This is a genomic window from Mycobacterium sp. E183, from assembly GCF_001667735.1.
In the GTDB taxonomy this organism is placed as follows: Bacteria; Actinomycetota; Actinomycetes; order Mycobacteriales; family Mycobacteriaceae; genus Mycobacterium.
Genome location: NZ_LZJN01000136.1, coordinates 38,812 through 58,637, shown reverse-complemented (window position 1 = coordinate 58,637; position 19,826 = coordinate 38,812). Strand labels below are relative to the sequence as shown.

17 protein-coding genes and 1 tRNA gene are annotated in these 19,826 nt (G+C 69.5%); 13 read left to right on the top strand and 5 right to left on the bottom strand.

The genetic code is table 11. The features are described from left to right. Window positions 1–10 precede the first annotated feature (10 nt). The 5 genes from A5691_RS14870 to A5691_RS14850 are packed head-to-tail and all read left to right on the top strand — an operon-like array spanning window position 11 to window position 3,424. The gene (locus tag A5691_RS14870; RefSeq protein WP_082950329.1) at window positions 11–313 is read left to right on the top strand and encodes a TadE family type IV pilus minor pilin; all 303 of its coding nucleotides are present in this window, start codon (window positions 11–13) and stop codon (window positions 311–313) included. Window positions 314–344: 31 nt separating this feature from the next. Then, window positions 345–635, top strand: coding sequence for an Rv3654c family TadE-like protein (locus A5691_RS14865; RefSeq protein ID WP_369807386.1), 291 nt, complete (start codon window positions 345–347; stop codon window positions 633–635). Between the two features lie 28 nt (window positions 636–663). Further along, entirely contained in the window at window positions 664–1,449 is a 786-nt protein-coding gene (locus tag A5691_RS14860) for a prolipoprotein diacylglyceryl transferase (RefSeq protein ID WP_068015903.1), read from the top strand. Next, a complete protein-coding gene (locus A5691_RS14855; RefSeq protein WP_068015906.1) occupies window positions 1,446–1,877 on the top strand; it encodes a hypothetical protein in 432 nt (143 codons plus the stop codon). Before A5691_RS14860 ends, A5691_RS14855 begins: the two co-directional genes overlap by 4 nt. Window positions 1,878–1,882: 5 nt before the next feature. After that, on the top strand, window positions 1,883–3,424 hold the full coding sequence (locus A5691_RS14850; RefSeq protein ID WP_068015921.1) for a radical SAM protein: 1,542 nt from the start codon (window positions 1,883–1,885) through the stop codon (window positions 3,422–3,424). On the opposite strand, the gene A5691_RS14845 is transcribed toward A5691_RS14850, so the two are convergent. Continuing rightward, window positions 3,421–4,458 (bottom strand): PAS domain-containing protein, encoded by a 1,038-nt coding sequence (locus A5691_RS14845; protein ID WP_068015911.1) that lies wholly within the window; start codon window positions 4,456–4,458, stop codon window positions 3,421–3,423. The genes A5691_RS14850 and A5691_RS14845 overlap by 4 nt on opposite strands. Before the next feature lie 320 nt (window positions 4,459–4,778). Then, window positions 4,779–7,109 (bottom strand): DEAD/DEAH box helicase, encoded by a 2,331-nt coding sequence (locus tag A5691_RS14840; RefSeq protein ID WP_067758834.1) that lies wholly within the window; start codon window positions 7,107–7,109, stop codon window positions 4,779–4,781. 260 nt (window positions 7,110–7,369) lie between these two features. Here A5691_RS14840 and cspA point away from each other — a divergent pair, with 260 nt between their 5' ends. The 3 genes from cspA to topA all read left to right on the top strand — a co-directional run bounded on the left by cspA (window position 7,370) and on the right by topA (window position 11,291). Further along, window positions 7,370–7,573, top strand: a complete 204-nt coding sequence (gene cspA / locus A5691_RS14835; protein WP_007166602.1) for a cold shock protein CspA — start codon at window positions 7,370–7,372, stop codon at window positions 7,571–7,573. Between the two features lie 141 nt (window positions 7,574–7,714). Continuing rightward, window positions 7,715–8,305 (top strand): hypothetical protein, encoded by a 591-nt coding sequence (locus A5691_RS14830; protein WP_068019546.1) that lies wholly within the window; start codon window positions 7,715–7,717, stop codon window positions 8,303–8,305. Window positions 8,306–8,498: 193 nt separating this feature from the next. Beyond that, window positions 8,499–11,291: a type I DNA topoisomerase gene (gene topA / locus A5691_RS14825; protein ID WP_068019544.1), complete on the top strand. Its 2,793-nt coding sequence runs from the start codon at window positions 8,499–8,501 to the stop codon at window positions 11,289–11,291. A gap of 3 nt (window positions 11,292–11,294) precedes the next feature. Here the strand turns inward: topA and A5691_RS14820 are convergent, their stop codons facing one another. Then, entirely contained in the window at window positions 11,295–12,968 is a 1,674-nt protein-coding gene (locus tag A5691_RS14820; RefSeq protein ID WP_231969223.1) for an adenylate/guanylate cyclase domain-containing protein, read from the bottom strand. A gap of 106 nt (window positions 12,969–13,074) precedes the next feature. Between A5691_RS14820 and A5691_RS14815 the strand changes: the two genes are divergently transcribed. After that, complete coding sequence (locus A5691_RS14815) at window positions 13,075–14,283, top strand: DNA polymerase III subunit delta' (protein WP_067758806.1); 1,209 nt, start codon at window positions 13,075–13,077, stop codon at window positions 14,281–14,283. 51 nt (window positions 14,284–14,334) lie between these two features. After that, window positions 14,335–14,410: transfer RNA gene (locus tag A5691_RS14810), tRNA-Thr, on the top strand. Here A5691_RS14810 and A5691_RS27380 read toward each other — a convergent pair. Continuing rightward, window positions 14,398–15,000: a TetR/AcrR family transcriptional regulator gene (locus A5691_RS27380; RefSeq protein WP_197498963.1), complete on the bottom strand. Its 603-nt coding sequence runs from the start codon at window positions 14,998–15,000 to the stop codon at window positions 14,398–14,400. The genes A5691_RS14810 and A5691_RS27380 overlap by 13 nt on opposite strands. A gap of 74 nt (window positions 15,001–15,074) precedes the next feature. Here A5691_RS27380 and A5691_RS14800 point away from each other — a divergent pair, with 74 nt between their 5' ends. Together A5691_RS14800 and A5691_RS14795 are read left to right on the top strand one after the other, a co-directional pair. Then, on the top strand, window positions 15,075–16,289 hold the full coding sequence (locus tag A5691_RS14800; RefSeq protein WP_231978292.1) for an aromatic ring-hydroxylating dioxygenase subunit alpha: 1,215 nt from the start codon (window positions 15,075–15,077) through the stop codon (window positions 16,287–16,289). Between the two features lies 1 nt (window position 16,290). Continuing rightward, window positions 16,291–17,091, top strand: coding sequence for a hypothetical protein (locus A5691_RS14795; RefSeq protein WP_067780384.1), 801 nt, complete (start codon window positions 16,291–16,293; stop codon window positions 17,089–17,091). Here A5691_RS14795 and A5691_RS14790 read toward each other — a convergent pair. Next, window positions 17,088–18,905: a hypothetical protein gene (locus A5691_RS14790; RefSeq protein ID WP_197694477.1), complete on the bottom strand. Its 1,818-nt coding sequence runs from the start codon at window positions 18,903–18,905 to the stop codon at window positions 17,088–17,090. The two genes, A5691_RS14795 and A5691_RS14790, sit on opposite strands and share 4 nt — an antisense overlap. Between A5691_RS14790 and A5691_RS14785 the strand changes: the two genes are divergently transcribed. Next, window positions 18,871–19,815 (top strand): NAD-dependent epimerase/dehydratase family protein, encoded by a 945-nt coding sequence (locus A5691_RS14785; RefSeq protein ID WP_156670205.1) that lies wholly within the window; start codon window positions 18,871–18,873, stop codon window positions 19,813–19,815. The genes A5691_RS14790 and A5691_RS14785 overlap by 35 nt on opposite strands. Window positions 19,816–19,826: the final 11 nt, after the last annotated feature.

Genomic DNA, 19,826 nt, shown 5'->3' with positions numbered 1-19,826 from the left:
CGCCAGCACCGTGGAGGCGGCCCTGGGCGTCGCCACCCTGGTGGTCGTGCTGGTGCTGTGTCTGGCCGGTGTCACCGCCGTCTCGATGCAGGTTCGCTGCGTGGACGCCGCTCGCGAAGCCGCCAGGCTCGCCGCGCGCGGCGACGACCGCTCAGCCCTCAACGCGGCCCGCCGCATCGCCCCCGGCGGGGCGCGGGTCGAGGTGCACCGCGAAGGTGAATTCCTGGTTGCCACCGTCGTCGCGCGCTCGAAGGTGTTGCCGGCGCTCGACATTGCCGCCAAGGCGGTCTCGGCGGCGGAGCCGTCGGGATGATCGGGGCTCGGCCACCCTGGTCGCGGCCTGGATGGTGGCGGTGTTGCTTGGCGTCGCGGGTGCCGGCGCTTACCTGGGTGCGGTGGTGGTGGCGCGTCACCGCGCACAGGCGGCGGCCGATCTGGCCGCGCTGGCCGCCGCGGCCCGGCTGCCGTCCGGAGCCGATGCGGCCTGCGCCCGCGCGACGGCGGTGGCCCGGCGGATGCGGGCCGACGACACCGGGTGTGCGGTGGACGGCCTGGATGTGGTCGTCACGGTCCGCGTGGCGGTCTTCGGCAGCGCGGCGAGCGCCGCCGCGCGGGCGGGCCCGGCCACCGGCTGACGCGGTCCCGACGTAATAGTCTGTCGGCGTGGTGCCGCACTGGCGGATCGGTTCGGTGATGCTGCCGATGCACGGTGTCTTCGTGGCGCTGGGCGTCCTGGCCGCCGCGGTCGTGTTCATCGCCGAAGCCCGCCGGCGCGGAGAGGTCAACGAGCAATCGCTGGTCGCGGTGACCGGCGCCCTCGTCGGCGGCGCGGTGGGAATGCGCCTGTCCGGCTGGGCCGAGCACCTGGACCTCCGCCTCAACCCGACGATGTTGCAGGCGTGGGAATTCGGGTCGCGCAGCATTCTGGGCGGGCTGCTGGGCGCCTACCTCGGCGTGCTGATCGCTAAGCGCCTCGGCGGCTACACCGGCAAGACCGGTGACCTGTTCGCCCCCGCCGTCGCCCTCGGCATGGCGATCGGCCGGGTCGGCTGCCACCTCACCGAGGCGCCGGGGCGCCCGACGAACCTGCCATGGGGCGTGCATGCCCCCGCCGGCGTGCCGAAGTGCCCGGGCTGCCTCACCGGCGCGGCGATGCACCCGTCGTTCCTCTACGAAATCGCCTTCCAGCTGGCCGCATTCGCGGTGCTGCTCTGGCTGCGCAACCGGGTGAGCCACCCGGGCGAGCTGTTCGTCCTCTACGTGGCCGGCTACGCGGTATTCCGGTTTTTCGTCGAGTTCTTCCGCGCCAACGAAACGGTGTGGCTGGGCCTGACCCGGCCGCAGTGGTTTCTGCTGCCCTCCCTGCTCGTCATCGCCGTTAGGCTGCGCGTGGGATATCGGCGGGGCTATTACGACGCCGTGTTGCGACGGGAGGCGGTTGCCACATGACGAACCCACCGCCGGGTCCCCCTCCGCCGGAGGGCTGGCGCCCGCCCGACCAGCCCCCGCCCGGCTATCCGTACCAGCCCTACCCGGCCTGGCAACCTCAACCGCCGCAGCGCAAGCCGAGCGGCGGCGAGGTCTTCGGCGCGGCCATCGCCGGGATGGCCCTCTATGCCGGGATCAACGCGATCCTCGGCCCGCTGGTGTTGTTCGGGCTCGCCAACGCGATCGCGCCGAAGGCCGCGTTCGCGACGGGGGCCGTCATGCTCGGGCTGATCGCCTTCGGCGGCGGGGGCGCGCTGCTGTTCGTCAAGGGCAGCGCGTGGGCGAGGGGGATCGGCATGGGACTGATGATCGGCTGGGCGCTCACCTCCATCTTCACCGTCGGCATCTGCACCGGATTGAACCCGATGCTCTACCACATCACCCGATGAACGGCATGGAACTGCGCGGTGACCGAATCCACCGCTACGTCAACGCTTTTTGCCCGCGATGTCACGCCGAACAACCCGATCGCCCGCTGAGTGACGTGGCGCGGCTCAGTGGCTGGCTCGCCGTGCGCGGCGACGGCCAGGTCTGGCTCGAACGAGGCTGTCCCCGGCATGGACTCGTTCGGACGCTGTACGACGAGGACCCCGAAATCCTTGCCTACCTCGAGGAGTGGACCGCGCCCACCAAGGCCCATGTCCCCGACAGCCCGGGTAACTTCGACCCGATCCCGTCGGCCTATCTGCGCGGCTTGCCACAGATGCAGACCCAACACACCTGCATCCTGCTCGAGGATGTCGCCGCGACCTGCAACCTGCGCTGCCCGACCTGCTTCGCCGACTCGTCGCCAGACCTTCGCGACGTCGTCGCGGTCGGCGACGTGCTGGCCAACGTCGACCAGCGCCTGGCACGCGAGAACGGGCGCCTCGACGTGGTGATGCTCAGCGGCGGCGAACCCAGCCTGCATCCGCAGCTGCCCGAGCTGCTCGCCGAGCTGAGTTCGCGACCCATCACGCGAATCCTGTTGAACACCAATGGTTTGCGGATAGCGCAGGATGACGAGCTCCTCGACCTGCTCACCGAGTACCGCGAACGCGCCGAGGTGTACCTGCAATACGACGGGATATCGCCGGCCGCGCACCGCCACCACCGCGGCGGTGACCTGTCGCGGGTCAAGCACGCGGCGCTGCGGCGACTTTCCGAGCGTCAAATCTTCACCACCCTGGTGATGACGGCGGCGCTCGGCGTGAACGACGACGAGATCGGCGGCGTCGTCAAGCTCGCGCTGGACACGCCGTACGTCGGAGGCGTCTGCATCCAGCCGCAATTCGCCTCCGGGCGTTCCGATCTCATCGACCCGGACAGGCGCCTCACCCATACCGGTGTGCTGAGGCGGTTGGGCCCGCAGACCGGCGACCTGATCACCTGGCGGGACCTGACCGCGCTGCCCTGCTCGCACCCGCATTGCTGTTCGGTCGGGTACGCGCTCCGTGACGACAGCGGGCAATGGCGTTCGCTGGTCGCCCTGATCGGCCACGACAACCTCAAAGACAAGCTCGGGTTGGTCGCCAACCGGATCGCCGACTCCGATATCCCCCGCGAGTTGCGCCTGGCGGTGCGGGAATCGCTGATGGGCTTGCTGTCGGAGCAGTCCTCGCTGTCACACCCGCAGATGTCGGACGTGTGGCGCATGATCTGCGAGAACTGCGATCTCGGCATGGCGACGTTGCTGACGGTGGCGTCCGCCGCGCTGCCCGGCCGGCGGCGCCAATTGCGGCGGATGCTGGGCGAGCGAGTCGTGCGCATCACGGTCAAACCGTTCATGGACATGTCGACGATGATCGAAGAGCGGCTGGTGCAGTGCTGCGTGCACGTCGGCACTCGTTCGTCGCAGGACCAGTGCGCGCCGTTCTGCGCGGTGCAGGCCTGGCCGCAACTCGCCGGCCAGCGCCTCTCGCTGGCCGCTCAACGCCTGCTGCCCGTGGTCGGTTAGCCGGTCGGCTCGGGGCTGCCCGAGAGCCCCGCGGCGGCGAGTTCCTCATCGGAGGGCAACCGCAGCGACACCAGGCCGGCGTAGGTATCCGGTTCGAGCTCCACCCGGTTGACCGTGACGTGCACCGGCACCCAGTCGTCGTGATTGCCGGGCATGCGCAGCACCCGACTCGTGGCGCCGTGGGCGAATTCCTCCGTCATCGACGCCACCAAGTGCTGATCGTCCGGATGCACCTTCGGCTTGCCCGTCTCACTGCCCCGCCAGTCGTAGAAGGTGCAGGGCTCGTCCAGCCACTTCAGCAACGCCCAATTCTTCAGGTCGATCAGTGCCCGGTGCACGCCGGCCTGGGCCAGTCCGCTCAGGATCCGTTGCGCCAGATCGTCGGTCGACACCGCCGGGCCCTTGAGTTCTGCGCGCCAGTTGATCGCCCGCGCGACCAGATGGTCGCGGCCGTCGGGTCCCTCTTCCAATCCGGTCCGCGCGACGAAGCCGATTCGCATGGGGTTGCCCTGCCAGTCAGTGAGATCCCAAGTGCTGCAGATGGTTTGGTCGGGCTTGGCCTTGACGGCCATGGCGAGGACTTTGGTCTCGTTGGGATTGAGGTCCCGGGATGGGAGATCTTCTGCGAAGGCCCGGCCGAACGTGACCTCGACCTCCGGATTCTTTCCGCTGTTCACCAGCGACTCCCTGGTGTCGGTGGCGACGCCCTGGGTCAGATCCCACTTGAGCGGCCCCGGAATCGGCCGCTCCGGCGGTTCGACGTCGGCGGGCCCGGTCCACACGTGCACCCCGTGGATATAGCCGTCGGACATCACCACCGGTTCGGTGCGAATCACGCGGTCGCGCTTGGGCGTGATGCTGGTCAGGCTCTGTCCGGTCTGCACCGTCTCGGCGATCGCGGTCCGGACCGCGGACAGATAGGGACTGCGGCGCAAGAACGTGGTGATGGGCACGAGGTTCTTGAGTTGGCGCCCCTGCGCCACCACGGTGGGTTCACCCCCCAGCGTCTCCACGAGCAACCAGTCGTGGCCCATGCGGTGAGATTTTACGGCGGGGGCCCGACTCCTCGGGACCTCGGGCCTATCGGCAGGATTCGAATCGACCGCAGAAAACGCTATCGTTCTCTGCGCCAACGCCTTCGGGCCGCAACGCCGATGCCGATGAAGTTGCCATGCCGCCGCGGCCTTTGATAGTTTGCTGCTGCGCCCGCGCAGCCGGCCGCCAACCGCTCACCGGTGAGCGTTCGTCCGACCGTGCGACAGCACGCCGTCGTTTCTTCAAGCAGCAGGGAATGCGCGCTCGGGGCGGGTGTCACAGAGCAGATCCGCGGGGTCGACCGTCGAGGGGTCGGTCGTCATCCGCCGGGTTGCTCGGCGCGCGGCAACTGCGCCAGGACGAGTTCCAGCACCCGCACCGCGCCCGCCTTGTCGAGCGGGTCGTTGCCGTTGCCGCACTTGGGGGACTGCACGCAGGACGGACATCCCCGGGGGCAGTCGCATGCCTCGATGGCGGCGGCTGTCGCACCCAGCCACGTGCCCACCTTGCGATAACCGCGCTCGGCGAACCCGGCGCCGCCCGGATAGCCGTCGTACACGAAGACGCTGGGCAGGCCGGCCGGATCCGGTCCCACCGCGGTCGACAAGCCGCCGATGTCGCCGCGGTCGCAGCTGGCCACCAGCGGCAGCAGGCCGATCGCGGCGTGCTCGGCGGCATGCAACGATCCGGGGATCCTCGGTACGTCAATACCCTTGCGCAGCAACGCTTCTTCGGTGATGGTGTACATCACCGCCGTGGTCGCCAGCGTCTGCTCCGGCATGTCCAGCTCGATGAAGTCGATCACCTCGCCGGAGAGCCGGCGGCGCAGGTAGCCCACCACCTGGTGGGTGACGGTGACCGGCACCAGACCCAGTGTGACGGGACCGTACTGCGCGCGTTCTCCGGTGCCGGTGACGGCGATGTCGGTGATTTCGCGGGCGAACGTGGCGTAACCGGGGTCCTCGGCGTGCACGAAGGCGATCGCGTCGTCGAAGTCCAGTGAGTCGACGACGTAGCTCTCCCCCTGATGCAGGTAGACGGCACCCGGGTGGACCGACGCCGGGGCCTGACCGACGCCCGTGCTGCCCAGCAACCGCCCGGTGTCGGCCTCCACGATCACGATCTGGCCGCCCGCCGAACCCCGGATGTCCACGGCGCCATGCGGTTCTAGGCCGGCCGCGGGAAAGTACTTGCCGTTGCGGCGACGCAGCAGGCCGTCGTCGAGCAGGCCCTCGGCCACCTCGATGGCGCCGAAGTCACGCACTTCCGCCTCCTCGAGCGGCATTTCGGTTGCGGCGCAGAGCAGTTGGGGTCCCAAGATGTAGGGGTTGGCGGGATCGATCACCACCCGTTCGACGGGCTTGCCCAGCAGCGCGGTGGGGTTGTGGACCAGGTAGGTGTCGAGCGGGTCGTCGCGGGCGATCAACACCACCAGCGCGCCCTGCCCGCGCCGGCCCGACCGGCCGGCCTGCTGCCAGAACGAGGCGACGGTCCCGGGGAACCCGGCGAGCACCACCGCGTCCAGTCCGGCGATGTCGACACCAAGCTCCAGGGCGTTCGTGGTGGCCAGCCCACGCAGCCGACCCTCGGCCAGGGCACGTTCCAGCGCGGTGCGGTCTTCGGCGAGGTAGCCGGCGCGATAGGAGGCCACCTTGCCGGAGAGCTCCGGGGCGATGTCGTCCAGCCGCGCCTGGGTGCCCAGCGCGGTCAGCTCCGCGGCGCGGCGCGAGCGCACGAACGTCAGCGTCTGCGCCCCCTCGGCGATCAGGTCGGCCATCACCCGCGCCGCCTCCGCGCCGGCGGAGCGGCGCACCGGTGCCCCGTTCTCGCCCAGCAGATCGGGCCGCAGCGCCGGTTCCCACAAGGCCACCGTCCGCGCGCCCTGCGGCGAGCCGTCCTCGACGACCTCCTCGACCGGATAGCCGATGAGTTCGGCGGCCGTCGCGCCCGGCGCGTCCGTCGTGGCGCTCGCGAAGATCACCGTGGGCGCCGAGGAGTACCGCGCGCACAGTCGCAGCAACCGGCGCAGCACCATCGCCACGTTGGAGCCGAAAACCCCACGGTAGTAATGACATTCGTCAACGATCACGAATCGCAGGCCCCGCAGCAGCACCGCCCAGCGGGCATGGTTGCGCAGGATCGACACATGGATCATGTCCGGATTGGAAAACAACCATCGGGAGCGCTCGCGCGCGAAGCGCCGGACTTCCGGCGGGCTGTCGCCGTCGTAGGCGGTGGGCGCGACGTCATGGCACCGCGGGACGGCGCCCGCCAGCGTGTGGGCGGCCCGCAATTGGTCATGCCCCAGCGCCTTCGTCGGCGACAGGTACAGCACCCGGGCGCGCGGATCGGTGGCCAGCGCGTTGAGGACGGGAAGTTGGTAGGCCAGCGACTTGCCCGACGCGGTGCCGGTGCTCACCACCACGTGGCGGCCGGAGTGAGCCAATTCCGCGACCGCCGACTGGTGTGACCAGGGCAAAATGACGCCGCGGTCGGTGAAGGCGCGCACCACGTCGGGCTCGGCCCATGTCGGCCAGCGGTGCGGGCGGCCGCCGCGCGGCGGCAGCTCGGCGACGTGCCGCAACGGATGCTCGTCGGCGGCGGTACCGGCGAGCGCGGCGGCGAGCAACTCGCTGCCGAAACTCGCCATCAGCACCCTCCTTGGACCCGGCTGAGCTCGCGTCCAAGGCGCAAGTCTGTCGCCGAAGCGATGAACATGGTTGACTATTTGCGGTCGCAGCTTCTGTGTTCGTGTCAAACTTTCGCAGGATCTATCGTTGCGGCCGCGGTTCCTGCGAGGTTAATCGGTCGGGTGAAGTTCCGGCGACTGAGCGAGGTATGGCGGTCGTACCAGGCCCGGGGCATCGAAAGGCGATGCCCCGCACCCAGAAGAAAAGGAAAGATCGAGAGATGCCACAGGGAACTGTGAAGTGGTTCAACGCGGAGAAGGGCTTCGGGTTCATCGCCCCCGAAGACGGCTCCGCCGACGTGTTTGTCCACTACACGGAGATCCAGGGTTCGGGCTTCCGCACCCTCGAAGAAAACCAGAAGGTCGAGTTCGAAATCGGCCACAGCCCTAAGGGCCCCCAGGCCACCGGAGTCCGCTCCGTCTAAAGGACGAGCCGAATCTCCACGAACCCCCCGTGCAGTCCCGCGTAGCGGGCCCGCCGGGGGGTTTTCGTATTGCGGCCGGTTTGCGACGCCGCGCCGGTTGCCTCAAGACGCGGATGGCGGACCTGGCCTACTGTCGGTGGCGTGAGCCAGCTTTCCTTCTTCACAGCGGAGTCGGTGCCCCCCGCGGTCGCCGATCTCTCCGGGGTGCTGGCGGCTTCCGGTCAGGTCGTCTTGGTCGGCGGGCCGGAGGGGCAGGGTGCGCGCCTTTCCGTGGTGGTGGATCAGGCCTGGCGCGCCGCCGCGTTGGCCGAGATGATCCGCGAGGCGGGGCTGGAACCCGAGATCTGCCGGACCGACGAGGACACGCCGTTGGTGCGTACGGCGGTGACCCCGGCCTTGGTGAGCCTGGCGGCCGAATGGACGCGCGGGGCGGTCAAGACGGTGCCGCCGCGCTGGCTGCCCGGACCGCGTGAATTGCGGGCCTGGACGCTGGCGGCCGGTCATCCGGAGGGCGACCATTACCTTCTGGGTCTCGATCCCCACGCGCCCGATACCCATTCCCCGCTGGCGTCGGCTTTGATGCGGGTCGGAATCGCGCCGACATTGATTGGCACCCGCGGCGGCCGCCCGGCGCTGCGGATCAGCGGCCGTCGTCGGCTATCACGCCTGGTAGAGAACGTGGGCGAAGCCCCAGACGGCGTTGACGCGTCAGCGGTGTGGCCGCGGGTATAACCGCGGAAAAAGATTTGTCCTGCGGGCAGTCGGTTTGCGCAGTCGCGCCCAAGGGTGGGAAATTGTCAGGTGCCCGAAGGCGAAGGAACGCTGGCGTATCTGAATTTCCCCGGAATTTCTGGCGCTGGCCTGTCATTCTTCTGCGGGGCGGCCTCGCAGGGGGGCCGAGATCAAGGATGGAGCGTAAGCGTAGTTGGCCGACCCGAATCTCAAGGACCGCGAGAGCGGCCGGGCTGGGAGCCGTAGGCGACTCGTCATTGTCGAGTCGCCGACCAAGGCGCGCAAACTGGCCGGCTACCTGGGCTCCAACTACATAGTGGAATCCTCCCGCGGCCACATCCGCGACCTGCCCCGCGCCGCGGCCGACGTGCCGGCGAAATACAAGTCGGAGCCCTGGGCGAGGCTCGGAGTCAACGTCGACCACGACTTCGAACCGCTCTACATCATCAGCCCGGAGAAGAAGAGCACCGTCAGCGAGCTGAAGGGCCTGCTCAAGGGCGTCGACGAGCTCTATCTGGCCACGGACGGTGACCGCGAGGGCGAGGCGATCGCCTGGCACCTGCTGGAAACCCTGAAGCCGAACATCCCGGTCAAGCGGATGGTGTTCCACGAGATCACCGAGCCGGCCATCCTCGAGGCCGCCGAAAACCCCCGTGACCTGGACATCGACCTGGTCGATGCGCAGGAAACCCGCCGCATCCTGGACCGGCTCTACGGCTACGAGGTCAGCCCGGTGCTGTGGAAGAAGGTGGCGCCGAAGCTGTCGGCGGGCCGGGTCCAGTCGGTGGCCACCCGCATCATCGTGCAGCGGGAACGCGACCGGATGGCGTTCCGCAGCGCCTCCTACTGGGACATCGTGGCCCAGCTGGACGCCAGCGTGTCCGACCCGCAGGCGTCACCGCCCGCCTTCTCCGCCCGGCTGGCAGGCGTTGACGGCCTGCGCGTGGCCACCGGCCGCGATTTCGACTCGCTGGGCCAGCTGCGCAAGGCCGACGAGGTGACCGTTCTCAACGAGACCCAGGCGACCGAGCTGGCCGCCGGGCTGCGCGGCGCCCAACTGGCGGTCGCCTCGGTGGAGGAGAAGCCGTACACCCGGCGGCCCTACGCGCCGTTCATGACGTCGACGCTGCAGCAGGAGGCGGGCCGCAAGCTGCGGTTCTCGTCGGAGCGCACCATGAGCATCGCCCAGCGGCTCTACGAGAACGGCTACATCACCTATATGCGTACCGACTCGACCACGCTGTCGCAGTCGGCGATCAACGCCGCGCGCACCCAGGCGCGTCAGCTCTACGGCGAGGAATACGTCTCGCCGTCGCCGCGGCAGTACACCCGCAAGGTGAAGAACGCCCAGGAGGCGCACGAGGCCATCCGGCCCGCCGGCGAGGCGTTCGCCACCCCGGACGCGGTGCGCCGCGAGCTCGACGGCGACGAATTTCGGCTCTACGAGCTGATCTGGCAGCGCACCGTGGCCTCGCAGATGGCCGACGCGCGCGGGACGACGTTGAGCCTGCGGATCAACGGTGAATCCGGCGGCCGCCAGGTCGTGTTCTCGGCCAGCGGGCGCACCATCACGTTCGCCGGCTTTCTGAAGGCGTACGTGGAGACCGTCGACGAATTGGCCGGCGGCGAGGCCGACGACGCCGAGAGCCGGCTGCCGCAGCTGACGCAGGGCCAGCGGCTGGACGCCATCGAGCTCACCCCGGACGGCCACGCCACCAACCCGCCGGCACGCTACACCGAGGCGTCGCTGGTGAAGGCGCTCGAGGAGCTGGGCATCGGCCGGCCGTCGACGTACTCGTCGATCATCAAGACCATCCAGGACCGCGGCTACGTGCACAAGAAGGGCAGCGCCCTGGTGCCCTCCTGGGTCGCATTCGCCGTAACCGGTTTGCTGGAACAGCATTTCGGCCGGCTCGTCGATTACGGATTCACCGCCGCGATGGAGGACGAACTCGACGCGATCGCCTCCGGGCAGGAGCGGCGCACCGACTGGCTGAACCGTTTCTACTTCGGCGGTGACCATGGCGTGGCCGATTCGGTGGCGCGCTCCGGTGGTCTCAAGAAACTCGTCGGCGTCAACCTCGAAGGGATCGACGCCCGAGAAGTCAACTCCATCAAGCTCTTTGACGATGAGCAGGGTCGCCCCGTGTACGTCCGGGTGGGCAAGAACGGGCCCTACCTGGAACGCATGGTGACCGGCGACGACGGTGAACCAACGCCGCAGCGGGCCAACCTCAACGACTCGCTGACGCCCGACGAGCTGACGCTGGAGGTGGCCGAGCAGCTGTTCGCCACGCCGCAAGAGGGGCGCACGTTGGGCGTCGACCCGGAAACGGGTCACGAGATCGTCGCCAAGGACGGCCGGTACGGGCCGTACGTGACCGAGGTACTGCCGCCGCCGCCCGACGAGGAGGGTGGCGCCCCGGCGAAGAAGGGGAAGAAGCCCACCGGGCCCAAGCCCCGCACCGGCTCGCTGTTGCGCAGCATGGACCTGCAGAGCGTCACGCTCGAGGACGCGCTGAAGCTGCTGTCGCTGCCCCGGGTGGTCGGAGTCGACCCGCAGACCGGTGAGGAGATCACCGCGCAGAACGGTCGCTACGGCCCATACCTGAAGCGCGGCACCGATTCTCGTTCTCTGGCGACCGAGGAGCAGATCTTCGAGATCACGCTGGACGAGGCGCTGAAGATCTACGCCGAGCCCAAACGCCGCGGTAGGCAGGGGGCGGCCGCGCCGCCGTTGCGGGAGCTGGGCGCCGACCCGGCGACCGGCAAGCCGATGGTGATCAAGGACGGCCGGTTCGGGCCCTACGTCACCGACGGCGAGACCAACGCGAGCCTGCGAAAGGGCGACGACGTCCTGTCGATCACCGACGAGCGCGCCGCCGAACTGCTGGCCGACCGGCGGGCGCGCGGTCCGGTGAAGCGGCCCGCGAAGAAGGCCGCCCGCAAGAAAGCGCCGGCCAAGAAGGCCGCCAAGCGCACCTAGGCCCTAGTAGCCGGGGCCGATCGACTCGCTGTGCAGCTCCTCGGCGGACCGCACGGGCTGGGAGTCCGTGGATCCGGCGAGCTTCACCGGCCGGGCCAGCTGGGTGGGTGCGGTGCGGCCGCGCAGCTCGACCACCTCGCCGACGTCCCAGCACAAGGCCTCGGCGTCGAGCGCGCCGCTGACCGCGATCGCCGACGCCAGCACGTGGCCGGACTCCAGCTTGGCCAGCTCGGTCAGCCGGGCGGCCTCGTTGACCGGGTCGCCGATCACCGTGTACTCGAAGCGGGCCTGCGCGCCGATGTGCCCGGCGATCGCCCTGCCCGCCGACACCCCGATCCCGAATTCCGCCGAACCGATCACCGGGAGGAGCTCGTCGTGCAGCTCGCGGGCCGCGGCCAGCGCGCCACCGGACGCGTCGGGATGCTCGATCGGCGCCCCGAAGATGGCCAGCGCGGCGTCGCCCTGGAACTTGTTGACGAAACCGCCGTGCCGGCCGACGGTTTCGACCACCACCCGGAAGAACTCGTTGAGCAGGTGGACCACCTCGGCGGGCGGTCGGGTCGCGGCGAGCTTGGTGGAGCCGACCAGGTCGACGAACAGGACCGCCACGTGGCGCTCCTGGCCGCCCAACTCGGTGCCGCGCTCCAGCGCCCGGCGGGCCACGTCTTCGCCGACATAGCGGCCGAACAGGTCGCGCAGCCGCTGCCGCTCGGACAGGTCGCGCACCATGTCGTTGAAGCCGGCCTGCAGCAGGCCGAGTTCGCTGGCGTCGTAGATCTGCATGTGCGCGTTGTAGTTTCCGCGCTGCACCTCCGACAGCGCCCACCGCAGCTGGCGCAGCGGGTCGGCGATGGACATGGCGACCAGCAGGGTGCTGACGAAGCCGATGCCCAGCGCCGCCAGCGCCAGCAGGAGGATCGGCGTGAAGAGCTTCTCCGGGGTGGCGTGCAGCAGGGACGCCTTGTCCGCCATCACCGCCAGCACGATGGCCAGCACCGGCACGGCGGTCGACAGCATCCAGGTCAGGATCTGCCGCAGGATGACGCCCGGCGCCTGGACGTTCTCGGGGACGCCGCTGCGCAGGGCCGCCACGGCGACCGGCCGCAGCACCCGCTCGGACTGCAGGTAGCCGATGATGGCCGTCGCCGCCGCGCCGAGCCCCGTGGCGACGGCCACGACGGGCGCCGCGAACCGGGCCACCGACCAGCTGGCGATGATGAACACCACCCCGCCGATGCACCAGGCGACCATGCTGATCAGCGTGCGGTAGAAGGGCATTCGCAGGGCGCGGCTACGGGCCAGCTCGGTGGCGGCCGGGTCGGCCTCGGCCAGCAGGTTGTCGCGGCGCTGCCAGCGGAAGACCGGCATCAGCAGCTTCAGGTTCACCATCCAGCCGGCCAGGAACAGCACCACCAGCGCGGTGCCGAAGACCGCCAGGTTCAGCACCGGGAGATCTTGCAGCTGGATGCGGTCCTCGGGCGGCAGCGCGTAACGCAGGAAGCCGAGTACGAAGAGGGCGCCGATGATGTCGGCCTGCAGCATGCTCAGCGAGAACAGCGGCCACGGCGTGCGCACCACCCACCGGACGAATCCGCTGATCCGCCCGGGCAGTGCTGCCGGTGTTGCCACGATCCCACCGTATCGGTCAGCAGGGACTTGTCGGAAACTTACAACGATCTCGACGCGTCCCCGCGTGGGCCGAAAAGAGGCGAAATGTAACGGGATCGTCGCGATACGGTGGCCGATCGGTATATGTCGGCGGTGGTGGCTACTGTTACCGGTGATGTCCGGGGTGTTTACGCGGCTGGTAGGCCAGGACGTGGTGACGGCCGAGCTGCTCGCCGCCGCCAGGGCGGCCCGCGGTGACTTGGTTCACAGCGGCGCGGGCGACGGGACTATGACACATGCGTGGCTGATCACGGGTCCTCCCGGGTCGGGGCGCTCGGTCGCGGCGCTGTGCTTCGCCGCCGCGTTGCAGTGCACCTCCGACGGGGAACCGGGGTGCGGTCAGTGCCGGGCCTGCACCACGACCATGGCGGGCACCCACGCCGACGTCCGCCGGGTGGTCCCGGAGGGGCTGTCGATCGGGGTGGACGACATGCGCGCCATCGTGCAGATCGCGTCGCGGCGTCCGGCGACCGGGCACCGGCAGATCGTGGTGATCGAGGACGCCGACCGGCTCACCGAGGGCGCCGCCAACGCGCTGCTCAAGGTCGTCGAGGAGCCGCCGCCGTCGACGGTGTTCCTGTTGTGCGCGCCGTCGGTGGATCCGGAGGACATCGCCATCACGCTGCGTTCCCGGTGCAGGCACGTCGCGCTGGTCACCCCGCCGACCGAGGCGATCGCCCGCGTGCTGGTCGACAGCGACGGCCTGAGCCCCGAGACCGCGGACTGGGCGGCGTCGGTCAGCGGCGGCCACGTGGGCCGGGCGCGGCGGCTGGCCACCGATCCCGAGGCCCGCGAGCGCCGGGAACGGGCGCTGGCGCTGGTGCGCGACGCCGCGACCCCGTCGCGGGCCTACGCCGCCGCCGAGGAGCTGGTCGCCGCGGCGGAAGCCGAGGCGGTGGTGCTCACCGCGGACCGCGCCGAGGCCGAGACCGAGGAGCTGCGGACGGCCCTGGGCGCCGGCGGCACCGGCAAGGGCACCGCCGGGGCGATGCGCGGCGCCACGGGCGCGATGAAGGACCTCGAGCGGCGGCAGAAGTCGCGTCAGACCCGGGCCTCGCGCGACGCGCTCGACCGGGCGCTGATCGACCTGGCCACTTATTTCCGCGATGCGCTGATGGTCTCGGCCGGTGCCGGGTCGGTGCGGCACAACCATCCGGACATGGCCGACCGGGTGTCGGCGCTGGCCGCGCACTCCTCGCCGCAGCGGCTGCTGCGCTGCATCGAAGCGGTCCTGGAGTGCCGCGAAGCGTTGGCGATCAACGTCAAGCCCAAGTTCGCCGTCGACGCGATGGTGGCCACCTTCGGCCAGGAACTGCGCGACTAACTTGGGGGTGCCCGCCCCGCTGCCGTAGACTCGTGCCGCCCTGAAGGGCACGCCACCTTAGCTCAGTCGGTAGAGCGGCTCACTCGTAATGAGCAGGTCAGGAGTTCGATTCTCCTAGGTGGCTCCATCCGGTAGCAGCACCTCGATCAGGCGCTCCACCCGCTCGCTAACCGCGGCGCGCGACGCCCTGATCGCCGACAGGTCATCGAAGTGACAAAGCCCGAGGAGCAGCAGAAACACGACTTTCGTCGTGGCTTGCGGGTTTGGATCAGCCCCCAGGGTTCCGACGAAGCGGTCCGCGTAATCCCGATGCCACTGCGCGATCAGGGACGCCAACCGCTCGTCGCGCCGGCTGGCCAGGTGCAGCTCGGCGATCAGCCGGCGGTTCTGTGTCATCTCCGGCCGTAGGTAGGCCATCGCGATCGCTTGCAGGGTCCCGGCACCGCGTCCCGCCCGCAGCGCGGCCGCGGTGATTTGGTCGAGGGCACGCACCGCCGCCGCGTACAGCAATTCCTCCCGGCTGTGAAAGTGGTTGTACACGGCGGTCGGTGAGACGCCCGCCCGCTCCGCGATCCGTGGCAGCGTGCTCCCCTCAAAACCCCTTTCGACGCATACGGTCGTTGCGGCGTCAAGGAGTCGCTGCGCGGTCAACTGCCCGTCCGAGTTCGGCGGGCGGCCCCGCGGGCGACGCGCGGGCGCCTTCTGCTTGTTCGGCATGCTCGCCATTCTTGCGGGCAGAAGGCAGCATGTCTTGATAAATGAACGATCATTCATATAATCGGATGGTGGCGATGGGCTCGCGGGTGATGGACGGGGTAAAGCGGCACGCGCAAGCCGAGGCGGATCGGCGGGTGTATCCGCCGGACTTCCCGGTGCTCCCGCCCGTGCCCGCCGGGCGGTATTTCGACGCCGATTTCGCCAAGCTCGAAGCCGCTGCGGTCTTTTCGCGCTCGTGGTTGTTCGTCGCCCACGCCGATCAGCTGCGCAACCCCGGCGACTACCTCCTGCTCGAGCAGCTCGACAAGCCGGTCATGCTGATCCGCGGCCGGGACAACGTCGTTCGCGCCTTCTACAACACCTGCCGGCACCGGGGGGCCGCGCTCGTCGAAGAGTCGCGGGGCAACGTCGGCCGCAGGCTCACGTGCCCGTTCCACGCGTGGACGTACTCGCTCGAGGGGAAACTTGTCGGCTACCCCGAGGCGTCCAACTTCTCCGGCCTGGACCCTACGTGCCACGGCCTGGCCGAGGTCCGGTGCGAGTCGTGGGGACCCCTCGTGTTCGTCAACCTCGACCGCGATGCGCATCCGTTGTCCGCGTTTCTCGGGCCGGTCGGCGAGGAGCTGAGCGACTTCGCCGAGCTCGACGGGCGGCTGCACCTGGTGGATCGCACGGTGCGCGACGTCCCGGTCAACTGGAAGCTGCCCGTCGACGCCAATCTCGAGACCTACCATGTCAACTACGTGCACCGCGCCACGGCCGCGCGCGCACTTCAGCAGTCGGCGACCGGCATACAGCTGCTGCGCAACGGCCATTCCCGGATGCTCGTCTCGTATCGCGACGGCATCGACGGCGAATCGCTCTCACCGTTCCCGTGCGTATTTCCCGGCCTCGGTGATCTGCCATTCCTGGGAACGTTCTCCTACCACGTCTTCCCGAACCTGAGCATCGTGTTCAACGGCGCCGGGTTCGTCTTCTTGATCACGAATTGGCCGACCGGCCCGGCCACGTCGACGTACCGCGTCCACTGGTGTTCGTCGCTCGCTGCGGAGGGCAACCGGGAGACCCACGACGCCTTCATCGCGGTCTTGTCCCAGGTGCTCTTCGAGGACCTCGGCGTCCTGCCCGGCGCCCAGCGGTCGCTGAACGCAGGAGCCCTCGAGTCGCTGCGGCTCGGCTACCACGAGCGGCGGATCTATTATCTGCACGAAGCCATCGACCGGGCCATTGGCATCGAGCGCGTCCCCGAATCTCTTTGTGTATCACAGCTTCTCGGCCCGGACGAGTGAGGTGCATCCCTTCGTCGCGCTGATGCGCCGCTACTGCATCGACTATACGAACTCGCACGACCAATCGGTCTGCGCGGAGATCATGGAGCCCGACTACGTCGTGCACATCAACGGCCTGGCGCTCGTCCGGTCGACCACCTATGCCGACGCCGTTCGCCAAATCTTCGACGCCGCACCGGGTCTGGGCATCGTCGTGCACGAGTTCGTGCTCAACGGCGATCGCCTGTGCATGCACTTCAGTGAGCACGCGGCCATGCCGGCGGGACAGAAGCGCGCTCTCACCTGCTGGCGCGGCGTCGGACTGTACAAGTGGAACGGCACTCGTTTGACGGAAAACTACGTTGAGCAGGACTACTTCGCGATGCGGGCCCAAATCGCCGGCGGCCAACCGCATCCGCTGATTCCGCCGCACATCGATCCATGGATGTCGACCGAGGCGGTGCCCGCTGACCCCGACGCCGAAGCAATCGTGCGCGCGTGGCTGGAAAGGGGAGATCTCGCCGACGCCGACGTCCACGAGATCGACGACGAACGCATCGGCGCCACCCAGCAAGCGGTGCTCGATCCGCGCGGCGTCGTGGTCAACGACTTGTTCTCCGCGGGCGACGACGTTCCGTTCCATGTCACGATCCACGGCGCCTACCGGGGTGGCCTGGGTGCCGGCTCCGAACCATTCGTCGGAAAGCCGGCGTCGTTGCACGCCGCCGGGATCGCCCGCGTCGCCGATGGCGCCGTCGCCTCCGTGAAAGCCGTGACCGGACGCGCTCAGACGTTCGCTGAGCTCAGACGTGACGCGCGTTAGGCCGGCGCGAGGAAACCCACCGGGCCCGACGCGACGCACAACGCCAGCGCGGTGGTGTTGGCGCGCACGGTGATCGCATCCCCGGCGCCCGGCAGGCGGGCGAAGACGCGGTTGAGGCCCGGGTGCACGGGCACCTTGGCTTCCGGTCCCTGCGTCAGCGCCAGCGTCATGGTTCCCTCGCTGTTGGCCAGGTAGTTGAGCTCGACGCTCCAGTCGGCCGGCAACAGCGGCCCGTCGAGAACCAGGCGCGCGGGCTTGTCCGGCTGCGCGAAATACCCGCACTGCGGCATGGGTCCCGGAACGATCGTCCGCACCCAGGTCACCCGCGCCTTGACCAGTCGGCCCGAGCTGTCCAGCATCCGCAATTGCGTTGTTGCCGAAGCGAATTCGGGCCTATCCCCGAGCAGGGCGAACAGGTGGCTGGCCAGGTTCTCCGGTGCCGCCACCCGCTGCAGCACCAGCGGATCGACCTCCTGGTCGAGCAGCGGGGCGGTCGAGGCGGCGTGTGCCGCGGCCAGGTCGGCCCGAGCGTTCCGCAGATAGGGCTGGGCCGGGTTGTCGCGCCAGCTGGTCAAAAACGTCGCCGTCGAATACAGGCTGCTGGCCACGAACAACACCGCCAGGCCCAGCGTCACCGCCGCGCGCCTGGGCGAGGCATCGAGCCAGCGCGGCGCGGCGGGCCGGTTCGGCGCGCACAACGCGACGGCGGCCAGCAGCGCGAGCACAAACACGAGATCCGGGAAATACCGCAGGGTTTGGGCGAGTTCGAGTGCGGTCTGCTTCGACGAGCGCATCAGGTAGATCGGCACCTGGCAGGCGACCGCGTAGCCGGCGGCGGTCACCCACACCGGCCCGATGCGCTGCTTGCGCAGCAATGACACCGCGAGGGTGCCCGCCAGCACCAGCCAGCCGAGCGCCATCACCAACGGCGGGGGCGTCGCCCACGGCGAGGCGGGTGCCCAGCGGTCCCAATGCCAGGGCCCGCCGGCCAGCCCCGGCACGATGCCGTGGGTGATCGATCGCGCCAGCAGCTCGGAGGTCATCGCCAGGTCCGAACTCCAGCGCCGCTGGTTCACCACAGCCAGGTACAGCGCGATCCAGCCCGCGGTCAAAGACAGCGTCGGGATCCACAACCGCAGCCCGGCCCGCCACATCGTGAGCAGCGCCGCCCGATCTCCCCGATCTCCCTGCACGTGGCGCAGCAGCGCGGTCACCGCGAACGCGACGAACGGAATCACCGCGGCCTTCTCGAAGAACAGCAGCCCGCCGAAGTACACCAGCGTCCCGGTCACCGCGTAGCGCCCGTTGCCGGTGCGGACCAGCAGCACGGCGTCGCCGCACACCCAGGCCAGCGCGGCCAGCATCGGCAGCGAGTTCAGCGCCGCCGCCCACCAGGCGAACCCCGGCACCGCCAGCGGGGTGAACAGCGCGAACGTCAGGGGGAGCAGCAGCACCGGCCGCCAGCCCAGGATGACGTGCAGGGCCCGCAGCAGCGCCAGCGAGGCCAGCAGCTGCAGCACCAGCAGGCTGATCGCCGGCCCCGTCCAGTTCAGGGGGGCCAGCCGGATGATCGCGCCGCCGACCAGGAAGGCGCCGGGCATGACGTGGCCGTCGTGGTCGTCGAACAGGTATGCCGGCGACAGCAGGTTGTGGGTGCCGGCCTTGCCGATGAGGATCAGGTCGTCCCAGTAGAAGTAGCCCCCGAACGCCAGCGCCGCGCGTATGCCCAGCGCAGCGGCGATCAGCGCGATGGCCACGGCCGCTATGTATGGTGGGCCGGTGCGCGCACTGGTCACCGGAGCAGCCGGATTCATCGGGTCGACGCTAGTCGACCGCCTCCTGGCCGACGGCCACGCGGTCGTGGGGCTGGACAACTTCGCCACCGGCCGTGCGACCAACCTCGAGCACCTGGCCGACAACCCGTCGCACGTCTTCGTCGAGGCCGACATCGTCACCGCCGATCTGCGGGCGATCCTCGACGAGCACCGGCCCGAGGTGGTGTTCCACCTGGCTGCCCAGATCGACGTGCGGCACTCGGTCGCCGACCCACAGTTCGACGCTTCGGTCAACGTCGTCGGGACGGTGCGCCTGGCCGAGGCGGCGCGGCAGACGGGGGTGCGCAAGGTCGTGCACACCTCGTCGGGCGGGTCCATCTACGGCACGCCGCCGGTGTATCCGACCCCCGAATCGGTGCAGCCCGACCCTGCCTCGCCGTACGCCGCGGGCAAGGTGGCCGGCGAGATCTACCTGAACACCTTCCGCCATCTCTACGGCTTGGACTGCTCGCACATCGCGCCGGCCAACGTCTACGGCCCCCGCCAGGACCCGCACGGGGAGGCGGGCGTGGTGGCGATATTCGCCCAGGGGCTGCTGTCGGGCAAGCCCACCAAGGTGTTCGGCGACGGCGGCAACACCCGCGACTATGTGTTCGTCGACGACGTGGTCGACGCCTTCGTCAAGGCCGCCGGCGAGGCGGGCGGCGGTCAGCGCTTCAACGTGGGCACCGGCGTGGAAACCTCGGACCGGCAACTGCACTCGGCGGTGGCCGCCGCCGTCGGCGCGCCCGACGACCCGGAGTTTCACCCGCCGCGGCTGGGCGACCTGAGGCGGTCGTGCCTCGACATCGGTTTGGCCGAGCGGGTTTTGGGGTGGCGGCCGCGGGTGGGGCTCGACGACGGCGTGCGCCGCACGGTCGAGTACTTCCGCAAGACGCGCGCTCTTTGACGTTGCGCCGA

Bases quoted from the DNA above. Each gene is read 5' to 3' on its own strand.
- A5691_RS27380 (WP_197498963.1), bottom strand. From the start codon at position 15,000: ATGCCGAACAAGCAGAAGGCGCCCGCGCGTCGCCCGCGGGGCCGCCCG.
- A5691_RS14850 (WP_068015921.1), top strand. From the start codon at position 1,883: ATGGAACTGCGCGGTGACCGAATCCACCGCTACGTCAACGCTTTTTGC.
- A5691_RS14815 (WP_067758806.1), top strand. From the start codon at position 13,075: ATGTCCGGGGTGTTTACGCGGCTGGTAGGCCAGGACGTGGTGACGGCC.
- A5691_RS14865 (WP_369807386.1), top strand. From the start codon at position 345: ATGGTGGCGGTGTTGCTTGGCGTCGCGGGTGCCGGCGCTTACCTGGGT.
- cspA (WP_007166602.1), top strand. From the start codon at position 7,370: ATGCCACAGGGAACTGTGAAGTGGTTCAACGCGGAGAAGGGCTTCGGG.
- A5691_RS14845 (WP_068015911.1), bottom strand. From the start codon at position 4,458: ATGGGCCACGACTGGTTGCTCGTGGAGACGCTGGGGGGTGAACCCACC.
- A5691_RS14840 (WP_067758834.1), bottom strand. From the start codon at position 7,109: ATGGCGAGTTTCGGCAGCGAGTTGCTCGCCGCCGCGCTCGCCGGTACC.
- A5691_RS14855 (WP_068015906.1), top strand. From the start codon at position 1,446: ATGACGAACCCACCGCCGGGTCCCCCTCCGCCGGAGGGCTGGCGCCCG.
- A5691_RS14800 (WP_231978292.1), top strand. From the start codon at position 15,075: ATGGGCTCGCGGGTGATGGACGGGGTAAAGCGGCACGCGCAAGCCGAG.
- A5691_RS14790 (WP_197694477.1), bottom strand. From the start codon at position 18,905: ATGAATCCGGCTGCTCCGGTGACCAGTGCGCGCACCGGCCCACCATAC.